Annotated in this window: 19 protein-coding genes; 12 read left to right on the plus strand and 7 right to left on the minus strand. The window is 72.4% G+C overall.

The genetic code is table 11. The features are described 5' to 3' along the window. Nucleotides 1-48 precede the first annotated feature (48 nt). The 7 genes from rimO to ACLJPY_RS31465 all read left to right on the plus strand — a co-directional run bounded on the left by rimO (nt 49) and on the right by ACLJPY_RS31465 (nt 7,379). On the plus strand, nt 49-1,476 hold the full coding sequence (rimO, locus tag ACLJPY_RS31435; protein WP_410593898.1) for a 30S ribosomal protein S12 methylthiotransferase RimO: 1,428 nt from the start codon (nt 49-51) through the stop codon (nt 1,474-1,476). Continuing rightward, nucleotides 1,473-2,114 (plus strand): CDP-diacylglycerol--glycerol-3-phosphate 3-phosphatidyltransferase, encoded by a 642-nt coding sequence (pgsA, locus tag ACLJPY_RS31440; RefSeq protein ID WP_410593900.1) that lies wholly within the window; start codon nt 1,473-1,475, stop codon nt 2,112-2,114. Before rimO ends, pgsA begins: the two co-directional genes overlap by 4 nt. Before the next feature lie 2 nt (nt 2,115-2,116). Next, on the plus strand, nt 2,117-2,578 hold the full coding sequence (locus tag ACLJPY_RS31445) for a CinA family protein (protein ID WP_410593902.1): 462 nt from the start codon (nt 2,117-2,119) through the stop codon (nt 2,576-2,578). A gap of 99 nt (nt 2,579-2,677) precedes the next feature. Next, nucleotides 2,678-3,136 (plus strand): helix-turn-helix domain-containing protein, encoded by a 459-nt coding sequence (locus tag ACLJPY_RS31450; RefSeq protein ID WP_410593904.1) that lies wholly within the window; start codon nt 2,678-2,680, stop codon nt 3,134-3,136. 422 nt (nt 3,137-3,558) lie between these two features. Then, nucleotides 3,559-4,398 carry a PspA/IM30 family protein gene (locus ACLJPY_RS31455; RefSeq protein ID WP_410575073.1) on the plus strand — a complete coding sequence of 280 codons (840 nt, stop codon included), beginning with the start codon at nt 3,559-3,561 and terminating at the stop codon, nt 4,396-4,398. 31 nt (nt 4,399-4,429) lie between these two features. Then, the gene (gene pspM, locus ACLJPY_RS31460; RefSeq protein WP_410593906.1) at nt 4,430-5,413 is read left to right on the plus strand and encodes a phage shock envelope stress response protein PspM; all 984 of its coding nucleotides are present in this window, start codon (nt 4,430-4,432) and stop codon (nt 5,411-5,413) included. A 571-nt stretch (nt 5,414-5,984) separates the two neighbouring features. Continuing rightward, on the plus strand, nt 5,985-7,379 hold the full coding sequence (locus ACLJPY_RS31465) for an amidase family protein (RefSeq protein ID WP_410593908.1): 1,395 nt from the start codon (nt 5,985-5,987) through the stop codon (nt 7,377-7,379). Here the strand turns inward: ACLJPY_RS31465 and ACLJPY_RS31470 are convergent. The 4 genes from ACLJPY_RS31470 to ACLJPY_RS31485 form a co-directional block, all read right to left on the minus strand. Then, nucleotides 7,351-8,388 carry a quinone-dependent dihydroorotate dehydrogenase gene (locus tag ACLJPY_RS31470; protein WP_410593910.1) on the minus strand — a complete coding sequence of 346 codons (1,038 nt, stop codon included), beginning with the start codon at nt 8,386-8,388 and terminating at the stop codon, nt 7,351-7,353. The genes ACLJPY_RS31465 and ACLJPY_RS31470 overlap by 29 nt on opposite strands. A gap of 66 nt (nt 8,389-8,454) precedes the next feature. Next, the gene (locus ACLJPY_RS31475; protein ID WP_410593912.1) at nt 8,455-9,015 is read right to left on the minus strand and encodes a GNAT family N-acetyltransferase; all 561 of its coding nucleotides are present in this window, start codon (nt 9,013-9,015) and stop codon (nt 8,455-8,457) included. A gap of 475 nt (nt 9,016-9,490) precedes the next feature. Then, complete coding sequence (locus tag ACLJPY_RS31480; protein ID WP_410593914.1) at nt 9,491-10,300, minus strand: DNA-formamidopyrimidine glycosylase family protein; 810 nt, start codon at nt 10,298-10,300, stop codon at nt 9,491-9,493. Between the two features lie 3 nt (nt 10,301-10,303). Beyond that, complete coding sequence (locus ACLJPY_RS31485) at nt 10,304-11,197, minus strand: ParA family protein (protein WP_410593916.1); 894 nt, start codon at nt 11,195-11,197, stop codon at nt 10,304-10,306. A gap of 106 nt (nt 11,198-11,303) precedes the next feature. On the opposite strand from ACLJPY_RS31485, the gene ACLJPY_RS31490 reads away from it, so the two are divergent. From ACLJPY_RS31490 to ACLJPY_RS31500, 3 genes are all read left to right on the plus strand, one after another. Beyond that, a complete protein-coding gene (locus ACLJPY_RS31490; RefSeq protein WP_410593918.1) occupies nt 11,304-12,029 on the plus strand; it encodes a methyltransferase domain-containing protein in 726 nt (241 codons plus the stop codon). A gap of 86 nt (nt 12,030-12,115) precedes the next feature. After that, nucleotides 12,116-13,336: a DNA polymerase IV gene (gene dinB / locus ACLJPY_RS31495; protein ID WP_410594072.1), complete on the plus strand. Its 1,221-nt coding sequence runs from the start codon at nt 12,116-12,118 to the stop codon at nt 13,334-13,336. Between the two features lie 250 nt (nt 13,337-13,586). After that, on the plus strand, nt 13,587-13,991 hold the full coding sequence (locus ACLJPY_RS31500; RefSeq protein ID WP_410575081.1) for a DUF3040 domain-containing protein: 405 nt from the start codon (nt 13,587-13,589) through the stop codon (nt 13,989-13,991). A gap of 570 nt (nt 13,992-14,561) precedes the next feature. Here the strand turns inward: ACLJPY_RS31500 and ACLJPY_RS31505 are convergent. The 3 genes from ACLJPY_RS31505 to ACLJPY_RS31515 all read right to left on the minus strand — a co-directional run bounded on the left by ACLJPY_RS31505 (nt 14,562) and on the right by ACLJPY_RS31515 (nt 19,835). Continuing rightward, nucleotides 14,562-17,093 carry a transglutaminaseTgpA domain-containing protein gene (locus ACLJPY_RS31505; RefSeq protein ID WP_410593920.1) on the minus strand — a complete coding sequence of 844 codons (2,532 nt, stop codon included), beginning with the start codon at nt 17,091-17,093 and terminating at the stop codon, nt 14,562-14,564. A gap of 307 nt (nt 17,094-17,400) precedes the next feature. Further along, on the minus strand, nt 17,401-18,675 hold the full coding sequence (locus tag ACLJPY_RS31510) for a DUF58 domain-containing protein (protein ID WP_410593922.1): 1,275 nt from the start codon (nt 18,673-18,675) through the stop codon (nt 17,401-17,403). Nucleotides 18,676-18,767: 92 nt separating this feature from the next. After that, complete coding sequence (locus ACLJPY_RS31515; RefSeq protein WP_410593924.1) at nt 18,768-19,835, minus strand: AAA family ATPase; 1,068 nt, start codon at nt 19,833-19,835, stop codon at nt 18,768-18,770. A gap of 294 nt (nt 19,836-20,129) precedes the next feature. Here ACLJPY_RS31515 and ACLJPY_RS31520 point away from each other — a divergent pair, with 294 nt between their 5' ends. Together ACLJPY_RS31520 and ACLJPY_RS31525 are read left to right on the plus strand one after the other, a co-directional pair. Continuing rightward, nucleotides 20,130-20,480, plus strand: a complete 351-nt coding sequence (locus tag ACLJPY_RS31520; RefSeq protein ID WP_410593926.1) for a hypothetical protein — start codon at nt 20,130-20,132, stop codon at nt 20,478-20,480. A 4-nt stretch (nt 20,481-20,484) separates the two neighbouring features. After that, the gene (locus ACLJPY_RS31525) at nt 20,485-21,030 is read left to right on the plus strand and encodes a DUF3558 domain-containing protein (RefSeq protein WP_410593928.1); all 546 of its coding nucleotides are present in this window, start codon (nt 20,485-20,487) and stop codon (nt 21,028-21,030) included. Nucleotides 21,031-21,036 lie beyond the last annotated feature (6 nt).

Below are 21,036 nucleotides of genomic sequence, written 5' to 3' on the forward strand. Positions count from 1 at the left end.
GCTACGCCGTCTTCGGGCCGTCCGGGACCGGCGGCTACCCTGAACGTCGTGCCTTCCCCTGCCGCGGACCCAGCTGCCACCCGACGCGTCTCCCTGTTGACCCTGGGCTGCGCCCGCAACGAGGTCGACTCGGAGGAGCTCGCGGGCCGGCTCGCGGCCGGCGGCTGGGAGCTGGCGGCCGATCCCGAGGACTCCGACGTCGTGGTGGTCAACACCTGCGGCTTCGTCGAGTCGGCCAAGAAGGACTCCGTCGACACGCTGCTCGCCGCGTCCGACACGGGCAAGAAGGTCGTCGCCGTCGGCTGCATGGCCGAGCGCTACGGGCACGAGCTCGCCGACAGCCTCCCGGAGGCCGACGCGGTGCTGGGCTTCGACCACTACGCCGCGCTTTCCGACCGCCTCGACGACGTCGTCGCCGGCCGCAAGATCGCCTCGCACACGCCGGGCGACCGCCGCAAGCTGCTGCCGATCAGCCCGGTCGAGCGGCCCGCCGCCGCGGAGACCGTCGAGGTCCCCGGCCACGGCTGGGGCCCGCGGGTGCTGCGCACGCGCCTCGACGACTCGCCGGTGGCGGCGCTGAAGATCGCCTCCGGCTGCGACCGGCGCTGCTCCTTCTGCGCGATCCCGTCCTTCCGCGGCTCGTTCGTCTCGCGGCAGCCGGACGAGATCGTCGCCGAGGCGCTGTGGCTGGCCGAGCACGGCGTCAAGGAGCTGTTCCTGGTCAGCGAGAACTCCACGTCCTACGGCAAGGACTTCGGCCGCGACGGCGCCACCGCGCTGGAGCGGCTCCTGCCGCGGCTGGCGGAGATCGACGGCATCGAGCGCGTCCGCGTGTCCTACCTGCAGCCGGCCGAGACGCGCCCGCAGCTGGTCAAGGCCATCGCGACCACGCCGGGCGTCGCCGAGTACTTCGACCTGTCCTTCCAGCACTCCAGCGAGCAGGTGCTGCGCCGGATGCGCCGGTTCGGCTCGACGGACTCGTTCCTGGCGCTGTGCGAGCAGATCCGCGAGTACGCGCCCGAGGCGGGCATCCGGACCAACGTCATCGTCGGCTTCCCCGGCGAGACCGAGCACGACCTGAGCGAGCTGGAGCGGTTCCTCACGGGCGCGCGCCTGGACGCCGTGGGCGTCTTCGGCTACTCGGACGAGGACGGCACCGAAGCCGAGGGCTACGACGGCAAGCTCGACCCCGAAGAGGTGGCCAAGCGCGTCACGCGGATCTCGGCGCTGGTCGAGGAGCTGACCGCGCAGCGCGCCGAAGACCGGATCGGCACGTTCGTCGACGTCCTGGTGGAGCTGGACGACGACGGCGAGCTCACCGGCCGCGCCGCGCACCAGGCCCCGGAGGTCGACGGCGAGTGCATCATCCTCGACGCGCCCGAAAAGACGCAGGTCGGCGACTTCCTCCGGTGCGAGGTCGTGGACTCGGCGGGCGTGGACCTGATCGTCCGCGCGGTACCGGACGCCGACCGGTGAGTGCGCTCCCCAGCGACGCCGCCGACGAGGGCCTCACCCACGAAGCCGCCGCCGGAGTTCCGGCGCCGACCCCGGTCCCGACGCTGAACGTCGCGAACCTCCTGACGCTGTCGCGGCTGGTCCTGGTGCCGCTGTTCGTCGTCGCCCTGTTCGTCGGCGACGGCCAGGACACGACCTGGCGCGCGATCGCGACCGGGTTGTTCGCGATCGCCTCGGCCACCGACCAGCTGGACGGCTGGGTGGCCCGCAAGTACGGCCTGATCACCGACTTCGGCAAGATCGCCGACCCGATCGCGGACAAGGCGCTCACCGGCGCGGCGCTGGTCGGGCTGAGCGTGCTCGGCGAGCTCGGCTGGTGGGTCACGATCGTCATCGCCGTCCGCGAAATCGGCGTCACGCTGCTGCGGTTCTGGGTGATCCGGCACGGCGTGATCCCGGCGAGCCGGGGCGGGAAGGCCAAGACGATGGCCCAGATCGCGGCCATCGTGGCGTACCTGCTGCCGCTGCCGGCCGGCGCGGACCCGGTGCGGTGGGCGCTGATGGGGCTGGCGCTGGTGCTGACCGTCGTCACCGGCGTCGACTACCTCGTGCGCGCGGTGCGGCTGCGGGCGGCCGGGCGCCGGGTCACCGGGAGCTGAGGGTGGACGAAAAAGACCTGGTCGCGGCCCTGACCGCGCGCGGCGAGACCGTTGCGACGGCCGAATCGCTGACCGCCGGGCTCGTCTGCGCGACCCTCGCCAGGGTGCCGGGGGCGAGCGCGGTCCTGCGCGGCGGACTGGTGGTCTACGCCACCGAGCTGAAGGCCGTCCTGGCCGGCGTGTCGGCGGAGCTGCTGGCCGAGCACGGCGCGGTCCACCCCGAGGTCGCCGCGCAGCTCGCCGAGGGTGCGCGCGAGAAGTGCGGCGCCACGTGGGGTCTCGGGCTCACCGGCGTGGCGGGGCCGTCGGCGCAGGACGGCGTCGCACCGGGCACCGTGCACGTCGGGCTCGCCGGGCCGGGAACACGCACAGTCCGTACGCTGGCCCTGGACGGCGATCGCGACTTGATCAGGACCGAGTCGGTCTTGGCCGCGTTTGCCCTGCTCGGGGAACATTTGGCGTGAAACACGCGTTCGCCCTTGGCGTACGTGCACACCAACTCCTGCGCCCGGGGCACCGCTCTGGGTAACGTAGGGGGTACTTGTTCGGAAGGGAGGCGCGTGATGACCGTGCTGTTGCGTGAGGCGATCGGTGATCGGCTCCGTCATGCCCGCACCAACCAGCGTCGTACGCTGCGCGACATCTCCCGCGCCGCCAGGGTCAGCCTCGGCTACCTCTCGGAGGTGGAGCGGGGTCAGAAGGAGGCGTCGAGCGAACTGCTGGCGTCCATCTGCCAGGCCCTGGACCTTCCGCTCGGCGAACTGCTGCACAACGTGGCAGCGGACGTTTCGGCCCTCGACAACGTCGAGGTCCCACCGGTCGACGAGCGGATCGTGGAAGGCGCGCCCCGGGAGAAGCGGGGCGCCGAGGCCTCGGCAGCCGGCATCGAAGGCGGCCGCCTGATGTCCGAGCTGATCGGCAACGACCTCGCCGACCTGCGGATCTCCCCGGCGCCGCGGATGAACACGACGTTGCGGACGACGATCGGCCAGCCGAAGCTGGCCTCGACCATCGCCGCGTAGATCGGGCTCGGAGGCTGGGAGGCTGGGTGAGGTGTGCTCGCGGAGAGCGCTCGGAGGTCAGGTGAGGTGTGCTCGCGGAGAGCGCTCGCCGTAGCCTCCTCGCCGTGTCCTCTGGGGGCCGAGCCCCCAGACCCCCGCCGGGGGCGAGCCCCCGGACCCCCGGCCCGGCGCGAGTCGGCGGGCTGCTTCACCGCTGAATTTCGGCCGACGGCCCCGGGCAACCCGCCCGGGGCCGTCCGCGTTGTCTACGGGTAGTGATCGGGGTGATCCCTGAATTCGGCCGGGTCGCCTGGAACGGACGTGGCCGACCTGACACGATGGAACCCGACGCCGGGGTTGGTGCGTTGGACAGGCAGCAGGGGAGCGACGCCCCACACCCCGAGTACCTAGGCCCGTGGGACGCAAGAAGGCAGGCGGAGGAGATGGCCAACCCGTTCGTGAAGTTCTGGAAGTACATGATGGCGGCGTTCTCGTCGAAGATCGACGAGCACGCCGACCCGAAGGTACAGATCCAGCAGGCCATCGAGGAGGCGCAGCGCAACCACCAGGCGCTGACGCAGCAGGCCGCCTCCGTGATCGGCAACCAGCGGCAGCTGGAGATGAAGCTCAACCGGCAGCTCGGCGAGGTCGAGAAGCTGCAGGCCTCGACCCGGCAGGCGCTGGTCCTCGCCGACGAGGCGCGCGCCAAGGGCGACGAGCAGAAGGCCACCGAGTTCGAGAACGCCGCGGAGAGCTTCGCGACGCAGCTCGTCACGGCCGAGCAGAGCATCGAGGACCTGAAGACGCTGCACGACCAGTCGCTGCAGGCCGCGGCCCAGGCCAAGAAGGCCGTGGAGCGCAACTCGCAGATGCTGCAGCAGAAGCTGGCCGAGCGCACGAAGCTGCTCTCGCAGCTGGAGCAGGCGAAGATGCAGGAGCAGGTCTCCGCTTCGCTGAACCAGATGAGCCAGCTGGCCGCGCCGGGCAACACGCCGTCGCTGGAAGAGGTCCGCGACAAGATCGAGAAGCGCTACACCACGGCGCTGGGCTCGGCGGAGCTCGCCCAGAACTCGGTTCAGGGGCGCATGATGGAGGTCCAGGCCTCCACCACGCAGCTGGCCGGTCAGTCGCGGCTGCAGCAGATCCGCGCGTCGATGCACGGTGACTCGGTCGCCCAGGTGACCGACGGTGGCGCGGCCCAGAAGCCGGCGAGCAGCTCGGCCGACATCCAGCGCGAGATCCAGGCGCGCGTGCAGGCCGAGCAGGGCAAGAACCCGGCCTGACCGGGCGATTCGTTCGAAGGGGGCGAGCACCATGGCGCAGCAGGGCAGACGGCGTGACTTCGGCGAGCTGAGCGCGAAGCTGGAAAAGCACATCGAGAAGCTGCCCGACTACGCGGTGCGCGCCCAGGAGAAGCTCCAGAAGGTGCAGAAGTACTTCCCGCCGGCCGAGCAGGCCGGCGGGAAGTACGCCCGCCCCAACCCGTTGCAGCGGCCGCCGGTCCGGCGGCCCGACCTGACGGCCACGACCTGGTCGTCGGTGGCGAACCAGGTTCCGGTGTTCGCCGAGGCCCGGGCCAAGTGGGACCGCTGGAACCACCCGGCCGCGAAGCTCGAACGCCGCAAGCGCCGGACGTCTCGCGCGCTGACGCTGTGGATCCTCCTGACGATCCTGTGCGGCGTCCTCACCCTGGCCGCCGGCATGGGCTGGATCAGCGCCGCCGGGACGCCGATGATGCCGCAGGCGATCACCGCGTTCGCCGGGGCCGTCGTGTTCGGCACGTTCGGCGTCCGCTCCGGCCTGAAGCTGCGCGAACTCAAGCGCATCCCGATCCCGTCGGCGCCGGCCGGCCCGCCGCCGCTGCCACCCGCCCGCTCGGCGGCTCGCGAGCCGATGGAGCGGCTCGCCGAGTGCGAGGCGTCGCTGACGGAGCTGCTGCGTCAGCTTTCGGTGCCGTCCTCGCTGGGCACGCCCCCGGTCTCGGAGATCTCGGTGGCGGACGCCCGCCAGACGGCCACGGAGGCGGCGGCCGCACTGCGCGGCCTGGCGGCCCGCATTCAGGCGATCGAGCGCGGCCGCGACTCCGCACCCGCCCGCGAGAAGGCGGCCCTCGACGCAGCGGTGACCAAGCTCCGCGAGCAGCTCGAAGACGGTCTCGAGGGCTACCGCGGCCTGGTGGCCGCGGCCGGCCACACGGTCGCCGCCTCGAGCGACGGCCTGGTGACGTCCAAGCAGGCCCTCACCGACGCCACCGACCGCCTGGCCGGCCTGGCCATGGCCCTCCGCGAACTCTCCTGACCCACCCCCGCCGTACCTGGAGGGTCGGCTCGCGTACCCAGCCGGTCGGCCTGCGTACCCAGACGGTCGGCTCGCGTACTCAGACGGTCGGCCTGCGTACTCAGACGGTCGGCCTGCGTACTCAGACGGTCGGGCCGCGTCCGACCGTCCAGATACGCCAGCCGACCCTCCAGGTACGCGGACCGACCTTCCGGGTACGCCAGCCGACCCTCCAGGTACGCGAGTGCCGGGCTCAATCACGTGAGTTACGGGCTCAATCACGCGAGTTGCGGGTTCGCTGGGCCGTCCGGGTGCCTGGTTCGGCCGTTCGAGGGCGGCCGGATGGCCGAGCCGGGTCTTCGTCACCCGGCGTGCGTGATCGTGCGTTTCACCCCGGCGTCGCGCCCTGTTCACCTTCCGGTGCCGAAACCGGCGCGTAATCGGAAACTGATGGCTACGGAAACGTCCGCGACCTAACGTTTCTGTCATGCATGCCGAGGTGTCACTCGCCGGGAGGCCCGCCGTGGACTGAGGTTCGCCGGCGCCGACCGTACACAGTGGACTTTCTCGACCGCCGAGGAAAGGACGCCCCGTGAACACGCTCCCGCCGGACCCGGACCCCGTCCCGATCACCCCGCCGACCGCCTCCCACCGCGTCATCGCGGCCTTCGAACGCCTCACCGAGGCCGGCCGCCCCGAACTCTGGACCACCCTCCGCGCCGTCGAAGACGTCCTCGTCGACGCCAAGGCCGTCGACGCCCGCGTCCAGGCCGGGGAAACCCTGCCGCTGGCCGGCACGGTCATCGCCGTGCAGGACCGGATCGACGTCGCCGGGCAGCCGTCCGGCCACGGCGTCCCGGAAACCAGCGCCGCGGTCGTCACGCGGCTCACCGCCGCCGGTGCCGTCGTACTCGGCAAGACCGGTGCCGCCACGATCCCCGCCGCCTGGGACCGCACCAAGGTGGGCGGCGACGGCGGGGCGGTCGCCGTCGCCCTCGGCGTCGTCGACCTCGCCCTGAGCACCGCAGGGGCCGTCCCCGCCGCGCTGAACGCCGTCGCCGCGGTGAAGCCGACGCGGGGCCTGCTGCCCGACGACGTCTCCGTGTACGCCAACGGCCTGGTCACCGCCCACCGCGCCCTCGCCGTGATGACCGGCGGCGACCGCTCCTGGCCCGCCGACGTCCGCCTCGGCGCGGGCGAGCACCCCCGCATCGGCTACCCCGCCGGCCTGCCCCTCGGCGAGGCGGCGAACCTCGCGCTCGAGACCGTCGTCGCGCGGCTGACCGCGGCCGGGGCCGTGCTCACCCCGATCTCCGAACCGGACTTCGACGGCCTCAACGCCCTGGTCGTGCCGGCCGTGCCGGAGCACCCGGAAATCGCCGAGGCACTGGCCGACCCGGCCGGCGTGGGCCACCGCCTGACCGTCTGCACCGCCTTCGCCAACCTCCTCGACGTCGCCGCGGTGACCGTCCCGGTGCTGCCGGGCGACCGACGGCCGTTCGGCGCCACCTTCCTGACGCGCGCGTTCGAGGATCAGATCGCCCTCGACCTGGCGGCTGTCTGCACGGACGAGCCGATGACGCCCTACCCGGAGCCGGGCGAGGACGTCGTCGTGTTCGGCGCGCACCTGCGCGGCCAGCCGCTCAACGCCGACCTCACCGCGCTCGGCGCCCGCTTCGCCGGGCCGGTCCGGACCACCGAGGCCTACCGGATGGTGCTCCTGGACACCGAACCGCCGCAGCCGGGCGTCGTCGAGGGCGGCTCGTGCCTCGACGGCGAACGCTGGCGGCTGTCCCCGGCCGCGTTCGACCGCTTCGCCGCGTCGCTGAAGGAGCCGTTCGTGCTCGACCGCGTGGTCCTGGACGACGGCAGCGCACCGCTGGCCGTCCGGTGCCTGGCGGCGGACGGACCTGGTCTGGACCGCTACGAATCCTGGCGCGGGTACGTGCGCTTCGCGTCTACCGCCGGGCCGCGAGACCCCGGCTGACCCGGCGCACCAGGCCCGGCCCGTGCAGCGCGAAGCCCGTGTAGAGCTGCACGAGCGACGCGCCGGCGTCGACGAGCCGGACCGCGTCGTCCGGGCCCATGATCCCGCCGACGCCGATGATCGGCAGGTTCCCGCCGGTGTGGTCGTGCACGAACCGCACGACCTCGGCCGCGCGGGTGGTCAGCGGCCGGCCGGACAGTCCTCCCGCCTGTCCGGCCAGGCCGCTTTCCGCGGCGGCGATGCCCTCGCGCGCCAACGTCGTGTTCGTGGCGATGATCCCGGCGACGCCGTGCTCCAGCGCGACCTCCAGCAGCTCGGCCAGCGCGTCGTCGGTCAGATCGGGCGCGACCTTCACCAGCACCGGCGTCGGCGCACCGCCACCGGCGAGCTCGAGCGACGTCGAACGCAGCTCGCCGAGCAGTTCGGCGAGCGCGGTGCGGTCCTGCAGCTGCCGCAGGCCCGGCGTGTTCGGCGAGCTGACGTTGATCGCGAAGTAGTCCGCGTACGGGTGGAGCACCCGCAGCGAGAACCGGTAGTCCTCGACGGCGTCCTCGAGCGGCGTCACCTTGGACTTGCCGATGCTGATCCCCAGCGGGACGCCGGGTTTGCCGTCGCGGGCGAGCTTCGCCGCGAGCGCTTCCGCGCCGTCGTTGTTGAAGCCCATGCGGTTGATCACCGCATCGCTGGCCGGCAGGCTGAACAGCCGCGGCTTCGGGTTGCCCGGCTGCGCCAGCCGCGTCACCGTGCCGACCTCGACGAACCCGAAGCCTAGCGCGGCCCACGCCGGCAGCGCGCGGCCGTTCTTGTCCATCCCGGCGGCCAGGCCGACGCGGTTGGGGAACCGCAGCCCCAGCACGGTCACCGGGTCGTCGACGCGGAACGCGCCCCCCAGCACGGGCGCGGCCTTGCCGAGCCGCGCGAGGACGCCGATCGTGCGCTCGTGCACCAGCTCGGGGTCGTGGTAGGACAGCCGGTACAGCGCCGGGCGGACGATCTTGTCGAAGAGCACGCCCCCATGCTGCCAAACCGCCCGGGACCCGCGACCCGAGCGGGCACTTTCACGTGAAAGTGCCCACTAGTCGCGGTCCTTCCACTCGTCCTCGAGCATCGCGTAGATGAGCTCGTCGGCCCACTCGCCCTTGACGATCTCGTTCTCCTTGAGGTGCGCTTCGCGGCGCATGCCGAGGCGCTCCATCAGCGCGGCGGACGCGGTGTTCCGGCCGTCGCAGCGGCCGATGATGCGGTGCAGCCCCAGGTCTTCGAAGCCGAGCCGCAGCAGCTCTGTGGTCGCCTCGGCGGCCAGGCCCTTGCCGTGGTGGTCCGGGTGGAAGACGAACCCGATCTCGCCCTGGCGGTGTTCGCTGCTCAGCCACTCGAGGTTCAGGTCGCCGATCAGCTGTCCCGTCGCGGCCAGTTCGACCGCCACGGCCAGGAACTGCCCCTCCTGCGTCAAGGTCGAGCTGTGCACCCGTTTGGCGAGCGCGGCGGCCGACTCGGCGCGGCTGCGCGGGCCCCAGTACAGGTACCGGGCGACGTCGGCGCGGGACTGGAAGGAGTTCAACGCGTCGAGGTCCCCGGGCGTGAACGGGCGCAGGATCAGCCGGGCCGTGGTGATCGGGTAGTCGGGCCTGAGCATGCGTCCAGGCTAGCGAGGATCAGCCGTCCGGGGGACAGAACACCGCAACGCTGATCGCCGGACGGTCGTCCCACCACGCCCGGTGGCAGGACCTGCCCGAAGGAGCGGGAAATAAGGGACCCCCGGGGTCGCTCTCAAGCGCCGTCAAACGCCTGAGCCCGAGCCGGACTGGTGCTCGGGAACCCCGGAGGCACGGTGACTGCCTGGTATTCGCTATCAGGCACCACGTGAAGCAGGCGATGAGCCGAAGGTGGCTCGGTTGTATCGCTGCTCAAAGTCCTCCACGTGCCATCCGCTAGCGGACAGCCACCTCACGAGTCCTGTTGGAATACAACTTAGGACCACCTCCTTTCTCGTGTACTGCCACGCTAGGTGAAGTCCGCGGTGCTGTGCAACGTCATTTCTGTGATCTCGGTCCGCAGGACTGCTCAGGTCCGCGGGCTGTTCGCGCAGCGCGAACACGAGCGTCCCCGGCTCACTGGGGCGGGTACGGTCCGGCCTGGTCCTTCGGGCAGAACCACGTCGGCCGCCGCTGGACGTCGTGGCCCTGCGTCCGCACCAGGAGCTTGCCGCCGCAGCGGAAGCAGCCCTGGCGGGTGCGCTCGTACACCCAGTTCTTGCGGTTGCGGTCGAGGTGCCCGGTGGTGCTCTGGTCGAAGCGCCCGGCCAGGGCGTTGGCCAGCAACAGCTTGCGGGCCAGCGCGACCGTGCGCGTGGCGTCCACTTCGGACACCGGAGTCCACGGCGTCACCCCGAGCAGGAACGCAATTTCGCACTTGTAGAGGTTCCCGACGCCCGCCATCACGCGCTGGTCGAGCAGGGCGAGGCCGAGCTCTCGGCCCGGGTCGGCGGTCAGGTTCGCGACCGCCCGCGCCAGGTGCTCGTCCGTCCACTTCGGATCCAGCAGGTCCGGGCCGAGGTGGGCGACGAGGTCGTGTTCCTTCGCCGTGGCCACGAGTTTCAGGTCGTGGACGCGGAAGCCGATCACCTGGACGTCGGCCGCGGTGAAGATCACGCGGGCGTGGTGGCCGGGACGCCGCCACTTCGCGCCCGCCGGGTAGACGTCCCACATCCCGTCCATCAGCAGGTGCGAATGCAGCGTCAGGTCGCCGGAGAAGCGGGTGAACAGGTGCTTGCCCACCGTGCCGACGCCGAGCACCTCGCGGCCGGAGAGGTCCACAGTGGCCAGTTGGGGTACGCGGAATTCGCCGCGCAGCAACGTCTTCCCGGTCATCGCCTTCGCGAAGCGGCGGGCGACCAGGAAGACGGTGTCACCTTCGGGCACGGCTCACCCCGCGGATTCGGTCACCTCGGCCGGTGCCTCGGGGGTCTCCGGAGCCGGGCCTTCGGGCCAGTCCGGGCCCTCGGGCTCCTCGCCGGCGATGCGGTGCCGTCCCGCCCGGTTGGAGCGGAGGATCTTCGCCAGGACCATGTTGAACGTCAGGGCGATCTCCTGGGCACCCGGCGAGTGCCACTCGTGGATCGGGCTGCACGCACCCTGGGCCTGCTGCACGGCGAGCCGGTCGGTGATCGCCGTCGGCATCACCAGCGAGCCGAAGTTCTCGCGCAGCTCGGCGATCCGGAACTGGTGCTCGTAGGAGCGCACGCGCAGCTTGTTCACCAGGACGCCGATCGGGCGCAGCTCCGGGTTGAGCTCCTTGCGGATCTTCTCGATCGCTTCCAGGGCCCGTGACGCGCCGGCGACGGCGTACATCGTGGGCTCGGTCACGATCAGCGCGCTGTCCGCGGCGACCAGCGCCGACTTCGTCAGACGGCCCAGCGACGGCGGGCAGTCGAGGATCACCAGCTCGTACGGGGTTTCGCGCAACGGCGTGCGGTGCAGTTCGTCCAGCGCGCGCGAGAAGTTCGCCAGGCGCTCGCTGTCGGCGTCGGGGTCGTTGAGCAGCTCCAGCTCTTCGGAGCCGACGAGGACGTCCACGTCCTCGCTCCAGACGCTCGGCGCGATCGCGGTTTCCAGCATCGCCCGGGTCGGGTTCTCGAGCACGTCCGCGAGGGTGGCGTCGGTGAACGGCGGGTCGAGCGACGTGGTGGCGTTGCCCTGCGGGTCGAGGTCGACCACCAGCGTCCGCGTGCCCCTACGCAAGGCGGCGGACGCGATACCGAGAGCGACCGTCGTCTTGCCGACGCCTCCCTTGAGGCTGAGTACGGCGACCGTGTGCACGAAGACCAGCCTACGGGTGCGCGGGGGAGGCGCCGCCGGGCAAGGGCCGTTCACTCGAAGGGAGGAGCTCGGGAGGCGGGCGGGCGCGGGCACTACCCTGTGCGACATGAAGACGGAGACCGTGGCCGCCCGGGGTTCGGGCGCCGTCCGCCGGGTGCTCGAGGCCGAGATCCAGGCCGCCCGCGCCCGGGGTGCCGAGCACCCCCGCGTCGTCGACGTGGGTGGCGGCAGCGGTGGCTGGGCGGTGCCGTTCGCGGCGGCGGGCTGCCGGGTGACGGTCGTCGAGCCGAGCCCGAACGCGCTGGCCACGCTGCAGCGGCGGGCCGAGGAAGAGGGCGTCGCCGAGCTGATCACGGTGGTCGCGGACGACGCCGACGCGCTCGGGCGGCACGTCGAGGCCGGCTCGGCCGACCTGGTGCTGGCGCACGGGCTGCTGGAGATCGTGGACGACCCGGCCGCGGTGCTTTCGGCGCTGGCCACGGCGGTCGCGCCCGGCGGCGCGGTCTCGGTGCTGGTCGCGAACCGCCACGCGGCGGTGCTCCACCGCGCGCTCGCGGGCCGCGTCGGCGACGCCCGGCGCCTGCTGGAGAGCGCGGCCGGGGCCGTCCAAGGAGACACGGTGCTGCGCCGGTTCACCACCGACGGCCTGCGTGCCGACCTCGAGGCCGCCGGCTTGGCGGTCACGCTGCTGCAGGGCGACCGGGTGATCTCGGACCTGGTGCCCGGCGGTGTCCGCGACGACGAGCTGGCGGAGTTCGAGCGGGCGGCGGCGAGCTCGCCGGTGCTGCGGGACGTCGCCGGCCGGCTGCACGCGGTGGCGCGGCTCGCCTGAGCTGCCGTTCCCCCGGCCGTCCGAAACTGTCGGTGGTGGCAGGTAGCGTCCCGGGTGTGGGGCGAAATGCTGAGTTGCCGGGCGGGATGGGCCGGTTCCGCGTCCGGCCGGGGGAGCCGGCGCCGGACGACACCGGGTGCGGGCTGCTGCACGTCGACATGGACGCGTTCTTCGTGTCGGTCGAGCTGCGGACCCGGCCCGAGCTCGCGGACAAGCCGGTCGTGGTGTCCGGCGGCGGGCCGCGGGCCGTCGTGGCCGCGGCGAACTACCCGGCGCGGAAGTTCGGCGTGCGCTCGGCCATGCCGTTTTCCACGGCGAAGCGGCTGTGCCCGCAGCTGATCAACATCCCGCCGACGTCCGGGCTGTACAGCTCGGTGTCCCACGGGGTGATGGGCATCTTCCGCGAGCTGACTCCGCTGGTCGAGCCGCTCAGCCTGGACGAGGCGTTCCTGGACGTCAGCGGGGCGTTGCGGCGGCTGGGCGCGACACCGGCGGAGCTGGGTGCGGAGATCCGCGCGCGGGTCGCGGCCGAGCACGGGATCACCTGCTCGGTGGGGGTGGCGAAGGTCAAGTTCGTCGCGAAGCTGGCGTCGGGGATGGCGAAGCCGGACGGCGTGGTCGTCGTGCCCGCGGCGGAGACGCTGGCGTTCCTGCACCCGCTGCAGGTGTCGGCGCTGTGGGGCGTCGGCGCGCGGACCGAGGAGCACCTGCGGCGGCTGGGGCTGGCCACGATCGCCGACGTCGCCGCGTTCCCGCCGGAGCGGCTGAAGAAGTCGCTGGGTGTCGCGATGGGCGAGCACCTGTACCGGCTCGCGCACGGGGTGGACGAGCGGTCGGTGGTGGTCGACTCGCCGGAGAAGTCGATCGGGGCGGAGCACACCTTCGACGTCGACCTGCATTCCCGTGCTGCGATCGAGCTCGAGTTGCTGCGGCTGTCTTCGCGGGTGGGGGCGACGTTGCGGGCGCGGGGCGTGCGCGGCCGCACGGTGTCGATCAAGGTGCGGTTCGCCGACTTCCGGACGATCACCCGGGCGCGCACGCTGGTCTCGGCGACGGACGTGGCGCGCGAGATCCACGCGGTGGCCGTGGCGCTGCTCACCGAGCACGCGCCGACCGGGGCGGTGCGGCTGATCGGCGTCCGCGTCGAGGGGCTGGACACGGGCGAGGCGGGGGAGCAGCTGGTGTTCGACTCACCGGCACCGCGCTGGCGGGACGCGGAGGTGGCGGCCGACGTCGCGCGGTCGAAGTTCGGGTCGGCGGCGGTGCGGCCGGCGTCGCTCCTGGGCCCGCGGGAGCACGGAGGGTGATCTTGGGCTCGTCGGCGTTCCGCCACAACGGCGGTGGGGCCGCAAAACGGTCACGATCGGCAACGGTGACGGTCCGCAATGCCCTTCGGGCAGGATTTAGCCCAATTCGATCCCTTCTGAGTGCGGGATCGGGTAGTCGTGCGGGCGCGGGCCTCGTATCCTGGACAGTGCCACCCCGCCTGGGGTTGGCTGTTGGGTCCAGGACGTTGCGCGGCCCGGCGCCCGCGACAGCTGTGCCGGAGGAGGAAAGATGCCACTCTCCGAGCATGAGCAGCGGCTGCTCGATCAAATCGAGCGCGAGCTCTATGCCGAGGACCCCAAGTTCGCATCCACGGTGCGTGGCACCCGGTTGCGTCGCCCCGCTCGCCGACGGCGTATTCAGGGCATCGCCCTGTTCGTAGTGGGCGTGGCCCTGCTGGTGCTGGGCGTGGTGGTGCCGCAGTTCCGGGTGGCCGACATCCCGCTGATCAGCGTGCTCGGGTTCCTCGTGATGTTCTTCGGAGTCATGATGGCCGTCACATCGATTCGGCACGGCGCCGACGGAGACGGCCGGGGCGGTGGACCGGGTGCCCGCGGTGGCAAGCCGTCGGGCCGCCGAAGTTCCTTCACCCAGAGGATGGAGGAGCGCTTCCGCCAGCGCTTCGAGGAGCAGTAGCGCCGCAAGACCACGAGATCCGCGTCCCGCTCCGGGTGGGACGCGGATCTTCTTGTGTTCTCACCCACTCCGCGAGGCTGATGGGTTAGCTGCGGTAACAGTGGGTGACTCCCACACGGGTGATCCCAGCCGCGCCCCGCTCCGAACCCGGCGCCCAATCCTGCCCTCTTGCGGACCTCGGCCCGCGCGCCCGGCCCTCAGCCTCCTCGCTCGCGCCCACGCGGCGATCACCTCGGACGTGATCGAGACCGGAACTCGCGTGACTGAACCCGCGACTCACGTGATCAGAGGCGTAACTCGCGTGATCAGCGGCGTAACTCGCGTGATCAGCGGCGTAACTCGCGTGATCAGCGGCGTAACTCGCGTGATCGGGCGGGGATCTCGCGTGATTGGAGAGGCATCTCGCGTGATCGGGCGGGCATCTCGCGTGATTAAGGGGGCATCACGATGATGCCCGGCTGATCACGGGAGATTCCCCTCCAAACACGCGTGATGCCCTTCCAATCACGGCTAATGCCCCTCTGATCACGGGTGATGCCCCTTCAGGGAACGTGTGCCGGGCCGTGCGGGTCAGGTGCGGTTGCGGAAGATCGAGCGGGGGAACAGCTTGCCCTTCCACGAAAGGGGGGCGTTGCGGCGCAGGCTTCGCCGCAGGCCGTCGAAGGCCGGGGGGAGCTCCGGCTGGGGGGTGTCGTCCCCGCCGTACCAGGACCTCTCCAGCACTCCGATCACCGTCCGGAGGCTTTCGCGGCCGTCGTCGTCGAGGTGGTGCTTGGCCGCCAGCTTCTGGCCCGCCACGCGGACCGTGTCGCTGTTCGGGACCGGCAGTCCGCGGTCCGCGCACTCCGCGCGCAGCTCCGCCCACGCCGCGTCGGCCGAACCCGGTTGCTGCTGGACTATGCGCTGCAGCCGCCGTCGGCGGACCCCTTCGCGAATCATCGCCGGGCCCGCCACCACGAGCAGGAGCACCACCACCAGCAGGCCGAGCCACCAGGCCACCGTCGCCGCCAGCAGGGCGAGCGCGGTGATCCACAACCCCGTCGCCAGCAGCGGCAGCCAGCCGAGCAGCGCCTGCGAGCGGGACGGTGCCGCCGCCGGTGCCCGGACGAGCAGCGCGCCCTCGCTGCGGTCGTCGGCCGGTGGCCCACCGTCCCGCGGTACGAGCAGCCGCCGCAGCAGGGCCGCCGCGACCAGCGCGGCCGCGCCCAGTGCGGCGAGCGCCAGCGCCAGGTCGAACAGCCAGTCGTCGCTGCCCGAATCGGTCTGGGCCGTCGGCGCGGGGACGTTCCGGTCCTTGTCCTGCGGGGCGTTGGTCGGCGCCACGCTCGGCTGGACGGTGGTCGGCGCGACCTGGGTGTCGTCCGGCTGGTCGCCGTTCTGGGGGCCGGCCTGCAGGTACGACGGGGTGATGCCGCGGCCGTCGGACAGCGGCGTCGGGTCGAACGTCACCCAGCCCTTGCCGCCGAAGTACGCCTCGACCCACGCGTGCGCGTCCTGCGTGCTGATCGACAGGTAGTCGTTGACCTGCGTGCCCGGGGTGAACCCGATCGCCACCCGCGACGGGATGCCCGCGACCCGCAGCATCACGGCCATCGCCGACGCGAACTGCTCGCAGAAGCCGCGCTTGCCGTTGAGGATGAAGTCGGCGAGCGCGTCGGCGTCGTTCGCCGGCGCGGTCTTCGTGTCGTAGACGAACCCGTTCTGCGCCGTGAAGTAGCGCCAGATCGCCGAGGCGCGGTCGAAGTCGTTGGACGCGCCGGCGATCAGCTGCCGGGTCTTCGCGCGGACGCGGTCGTCGACCTTGTCGAGCTGGGTGTAGCGCGGCGGCAGGTCGTCGACGCGCGGGGTCACCCGCAGCTCGGCGGCCGTCGGTTCCTTCAGCGACGCGTACTCGGTGTACGCCGGCGGCGCCTCGCTGCGGGTGGTGAACACCGTGCCGCTGACCGGGTCGTAGAGGTAGCCGTTGGCCGCCCCGTCGAGCACGCGGGGCGCGCCGAACACCGGCAGCCAGTTGTCCCGCCAGCTGGTCGGCTCGATGTCGATCCGGCGCGCGGCACCGGTGCCGTCGTCGCCCGGCGCGGCCGGCAGCTGCGGCCCGACCGGGATGCCCTGCTGCGAACGGCCTTCGTCGTGCAGGCCCCAGCCCTTGTTGGGGTAGTAGGTGTCGAGCGTCATCGCGCGCAGCAGCCGTCGGTCCGTGCCGAGGCCGCGGACCTTGAACAGCTCGTGGTTCGCGCCCTGGTCGAGCATGCCGCGCAGCTCCGTGAACGGCTGGATGCCGAAACCGCCGGAGCCCGCGCCGGCGCCGTTCCCGTTGCCGCCGAACGGCATCCGCCCGACGGTGCCGACCCAGGTGATCGCCCCGCCGAGCAGGCCGAGCACGATCGCCGCGCAGACGACCGCGACCGGCGCGGACAGCACGCCCGGTTTGCCGCTGCTGCCGGGAGCCTCCCGCGTGCGCCAGCGCCGGTGCCGGTGGTTGCCGTCGACGGCCAGCAGGCCGGCGAACGCCGAGCCGCCGAGCAGGAACGTCCACCACGGCAGCATGTCTTCGCTCAGCGCGGCCGGCACGGCGTAGACGCAGAGCAGCACGAGCCCGGTGGCCGCGGGCGCCGCGGCGGCCACGGTCAGCGTGTCGACGAGGACGGCCACCAGCCCGATCAGGATGGTGACGAGGCACAGGATGGGCTGGCTGCCCTCGACCGGCGGCAGCCCGACGCGGATCTGCTCCGCGGCGGCCGAGAGCGTGGTCCCGATCTCGGAAAACGCTTCCGGCCCGGGGATGACCTGCAGGATGCCGTGCGTGGTGAAGGCGCCGGTGACGAGGAAGAGCAGGACGAGCAGCTGCCCGAAGCCGACCAGGACGGTCGGCACCTGCAGCGAGCGGAGCGCGAGCCCGGCGGCCCCGATGAGCAGGACGGCGACGAAGAGGTACCCGAACCAGGCCAGCCCGGAGACGACGCTGCTGACCGAGGTCGCGGCGCAGAGAGTGGCCACCCCGGCGGCGACGGGCGCGAGAACGCTGCTGCGCCAGGCGGAAAGCGGCCGTTCGGGCCGGGGCGAGGGCCGCTCGACGTTCCGCGGCGGTGCGGCGGTGCTCATCGCGGACCCCCGATGGAGATGCGGCGGGATGTGGGGCAGGTGCGGCTCGGATGGGGTGCGGCCGGGAGGATTCGCACGTTGTGGCGCGGCTGGGCGCACGCGGTCAGCGCGCCGCGGTTGGGCGTGGAGTGGCTGCAGCTGGTGTGGGCTGCGGCTGGTGTGGAGCTCCCGGCGAGCCGCACGTTGTGGTGCGACCGTCCGCAATCGTGGTGAGCGGTGGTCGGCATCGAGTTCCCGCCGCGGCGAATCGGCGCGAGCCGCTGGGCGGCCTGGCGTGTGGGGCGGGAGTGGCCCTCCGTGGCGGCGCTCATCGCGGCCCTCCGATCAGCGTGCCGCGGCGGGCGCCGCTGCGGCACAGTTCGGCCCACACCTGGGGCATCGGTGAACCCGGTCCGGCGACGATCACGCCCCAGCCCGCCGCGCGCAGCAGCGCTGCCGAGTCCTCCGTGGCCGCCGCTCGCTGCTCCGGGGCGCTCACTCCCGCCGACCACGTCGGCGTGTCCAGCAGGACCGCGAGGCTCCTGATCCCGCGCGGGCGGAACTGGGTCAGCTCGTGCACCGCCTCCGTGCTCACCGTGCCCAGCACCGCGATCAGCTCCTGGCCTTCCGCCGGGTCGCCGGCCAGCGTGATGTCGCGCTGGTGGGCCGGCTGCAGGGCCGCCAGCGCGTCGAGCACCACGTGGTCGTAGTGGTCGCCGCCGTCGCCCGGGGTGTCCGCCAGTGTGACGCCGTGCTCGCTGACCAGGCGGACCCGGTGGCCCGACCGGCGCAGGTGCAGCGCCGCCGACGCCGCGAACGACACCGCCCACTCCAGGCTCGCCGCCGGGCCGGTGCCGTGGTGGGCCGCCGCGCGGTGGTCCAGCAGCACCGTCGTGCCGCCGCGCCACGGGCGTTCCTCGACGCGGACCATGATCTCGTCGCGGCGGGCCGTCGAGCGCCAGTGCACCTTCCGCAGGTCGTCGCCCTGGCGGTACTGGCGGACGATCACGTCCGCCTCGCCCTGGCCGGCGTGCAGCCGGACCGTGCCGTCGTCGCCGACGCCGATGCCCGCGCCGCTCGGCAGGCCCCACAGCGAGACCACCCGCGGCACCACGACCAGCCGCGAGTGCCCGATCAGCTCGCGCTCGAATTCGCACAGCCCGAACGGGTCCGTGATCGTCGCGCGCAGCGGCCCGACCTGCTGGATCCCGCGCAGCACCGGCTGCAGCGGGTAGCGCAGGGCGACACGCCTGTCGTGCGGGAGCCGCTCGACTACGAACCGCGGCCGCGAGCCCAGCGCGTACGGCACGCCGTCCTCGAGGAGGATCTCGCCCGCGGGCAGCCGGCCGCTGCGCCACAGCTCCAGCTGGACCTCGCCGTTGCCGCCGACCGCGACGCGCTGCGGGCGCAGCGTGCGGGTGGCGCCGATGCGCAGCCGGGTCGCCGAGATGAACGCGGCGACCAGCAGCGGCAGCGCCACCACGAACACCGCCACGCGCAGCAGGTCGCGTTCGTTGAGCACGAACGAGCACACCGCGGCGGCGATCCCCGCGGCCAGGAGGCAGCGGCCGCGGGTGGTCAGGCCGGACAGGGCACGCAGCATGCCGTTCTCTTCCCCTTCGGGCGGTGCACAACTCTTTCGAGGGTCCGGGTGGCGGAGCCCCCGACCTGGGGCGAAGCCCCAGCTGTCACCAGCTAGGGCCGGGTACCCTGCGGCACCGGCACCCGGTGCAGCACCGCGCGCACGACGTCGGTCGCCGACCGGCGGGCCGCATGCGCCTCGGTCGTCAGCACCAGGCGGTGCGCGAGCACCGGGACCGCCACCGTGTGCAGGTCGTCCGGCACGACGTAGTCGCGGCCCGACAGCGCGGCCTGCGCGCGCGCCGCGCGGACCAGGTGCAGCGTCGCCCGCGGGGACGCGCCGAGCCGGATCTCCGGGACCTGCCGGGTGGCCGCGACGACGTCGACGGCGTACCGGCGCACCTCCGGCGCGATGTGCACGCCGCGGACCGTCTCGATCAGCCTGTGCACGGTCTCGCCGTCGGACACCGGCTGCAGGTCGTCCAGGGGGTTGTGGCCGGCGTGCTCGTCGACCATGGCCAGCTCGGCCTGCTGGTCGGGGTAGCCGATGGAAACCCGCGCGGTGAAGCGGTCGCGCTGGGCTTCGGGCAGCGCGTAGGTGCCTTCCATCTCGATCGGGTTCTGGGTCGCGATGACCATGAACGGCTCGTCGAGGTGGTAGGTCGATGTGTCGACGGTGACCTGGTGCTCTTCCATGCACTCCAGCAGCGCCGACTGCGTCTTCGGCGAGGCGCGGTTGATCTCGTCGCCCACCACGATGTTCGCGAACACCGGGCCGGGGCGGAACTCGAACTCGCCGGACTGGCGGTTGTAGATGGAGACGCCGGTGACGTCGCTCGGCAGCAGGTCGGGGGTGAACTGGATGCGGCTGACGGTGCAGTCGATGGACCGGGCCAGTGCTTTGGCCAGCGACGTCTTGCCGACGCCGGGCACGTCTTCGACCAGGAGGTGGCCTTCGGCGAGCAGCGTGACCAGTGCGATCCGGATGACGTCGGGTTTGCCGACCAGCACGCGCTCGACGTTCGCGGCGATCCGCCGGGCGGTTTCGTGCAGTTCGTCCAGGGGGACTCTGCCGGGGTGGCCGTGGACCCGGCCGTTGCCCGCGGGCTCCGCCGGGTAAGGCGGCCGCCCGGATGCCTGCTCGCCCGATCCGGGCGCGGCAGACTGGATTCTCGACGTCACTCGACCTCCTGGTGGCGCGTGGCCGCGCGCACTGTGCGCACCGCCGGGCCGAACGGCCCCCTCGCTGCTGTCCGCGCGCAGCGACCAGCCTTCCACCCAGTGTGTCAAACCCGGGCGAACCGGGGGGCGGAACCCCGCGAGCACCTCCGGTACCGCGGGTGATGACACTGCGCAAGCAGGGACGATACCCCGAACGGGTGCCCCTTCACCCGATTCTGGGTGCTCCCGCTGACACCCTGCTCTGTCGTATGCTGCGTTTCGAGGTCGCCCGGCTACGGAGAGGCGTAACCCCTTATGAGCGAGGTGCGAACGCAGCCGCCCTTCGACGTGCGCGGCTTCGCGGTCGCGCCCGAGCTGGCCACGGACGCCTACGCGAAGCTCGGTCAGCTGCAGGACGTCGTGGGCGAGATGGTCCGCGAGGCGAAGGTGCTCGGCCGCACGGTGCCGCTGGGCGGCGGGTACGCGGGCGAGATCGGCGAATTCATGGCCGAGTACGGCATCGGCGGCCAGGGCTCGGCGGTGCAGCAGCTCACGGCGTTCGGCAGGGAGCTGGAGACGCTCAAGCACCGGATCGGCGAGGCGCTGGCGAAGTACCAGCACGCCGACGAGGCCGCCGCCGAGGGCGTGGACTGCACGGGTGGCTGAGCCGGTGAGCAAGGGCCGAGCGATCGCGTGCGGGCTGCTCTTCTTTTCCCTCGCCGCCTGCGGGCAGCAGACCACCCCGACCGCCGCCGTCGGGCACACCTCCGCGCAGGCGTCCGCGCCGGCCGTGCCGCCGCCGTCCGCTTCGCCCACCGGGCTCGGTGCCCTGGATCCCTGCGCCCTGCTCGGCCCGCAGGACCGGTCGGCGGCGGGGGTGAACGTGCTCGGGAAGCCCAAGGACATCGCCGGCGCCCGGGCGTGCGACTGGACCGTGCCGGGCACCTTCGGCGTCACGGTGACCTTCGACGAGAAGCACGGCCTGGCCGATCTCGACGTCGCGAAGAAGAACGCCACCAAGACGACGGTCGGCCGGCACCCCGCGCTGAAGGTCGCCGACAAGAAGGCCGCCGACGGCACCTGTGCCGTCCTGCTCGGCGTCGGCGACGGCGCCAGCGTGCAGATCGACGTCAGCAACACCGGCTTCTCGGACACCCCGCTCGCGTGCCGCCGCGCGGGCACGGTGGCCGGGCTGGTCGAACCCAAGCTGCCCTGACCAGGA

This window comes from Amycolatopsis sp. lyj-23 (assembly GCF_046549135.1).
In the GTDB taxonomy this organism is placed as follows: Bacteria; Actinomycetota; Actinomycetes; order Mycobacteriales; family Pseudonocardiaceae; genus Amycolatopsis.

Bases quoted from the DNA above. Each gene is read 5' to 3' on its own strand.
- ACLJPY_RS31450 (WP_410593904.1), top strand. From the start codon at position 2,678: ATGACCGTGCTGTTGCGTGAGGCGATCGGTGATCGGCTCCGTCATGCC.
- ACLJPY_RS31455 (WP_410575073.1), top strand. From the start codon at position 3,559: ATGGCCAACCCGTTCGTGAAGTTCTGGAAGTACATGATGGCGGCGTTC.
- pspM (WP_410593906.1), top strand. From the start codon at position 4,430: ATGGCGCAGCAGGGCAGACGGCGTGACTTCGGCGAGCTGAGCGCGAAG.
- ACLJPY_RS31475 (WP_410593912.1), bottom strand. From the start codon at position 9,015: ATGCTCAGGCCCGACTACCCGATCACCACGGCCCGGCTGATCCTGCGC.
- ACLJPY_RS31490 (WP_410593918.1), top strand. From the start codon at position 11,304: ATGAAGACGGAGACCGTGGCCGCCCGGGGTTCGGGCGCCGTCCGCCGG.
- dinB (WP_410594072.1), top strand. From the start codon at position 12,116: ATGGGCCGGTTCCGCGTCCGGCCGGGGGAGCCGGCGCCGGACGACACC.
- ACLJPY_RS31500 (WP_410575081.1), top strand. From the start codon at position 13,587: ATGCCACTCTCCGAGCATGAGCAGCGGCTGCTCGATCAAATCGAGCGC.
- ACLJPY_RS31505 (WP_410593920.1), bottom strand. From the start codon at position 17,093: ATGAGCACCGCCGCACCGCCGCGGAACGTCGAGCGGCCCTCGCCCCGG.
- ACLJPY_RS31510 (WP_410593922.1), bottom strand. From the start codon at position 18,675: ATGCTGCGTGCCCTGTCCGGCCTGACCACCCGCGGCCGCTGCCTCCTG.
- ACLJPY_RS31520 (WP_410593926.1), top strand. From the start codon at position 20,130: ATGAGCGAGGTGCGAACGCAGCCGCCCTTCGACGTGCGCGGCTTCGCG.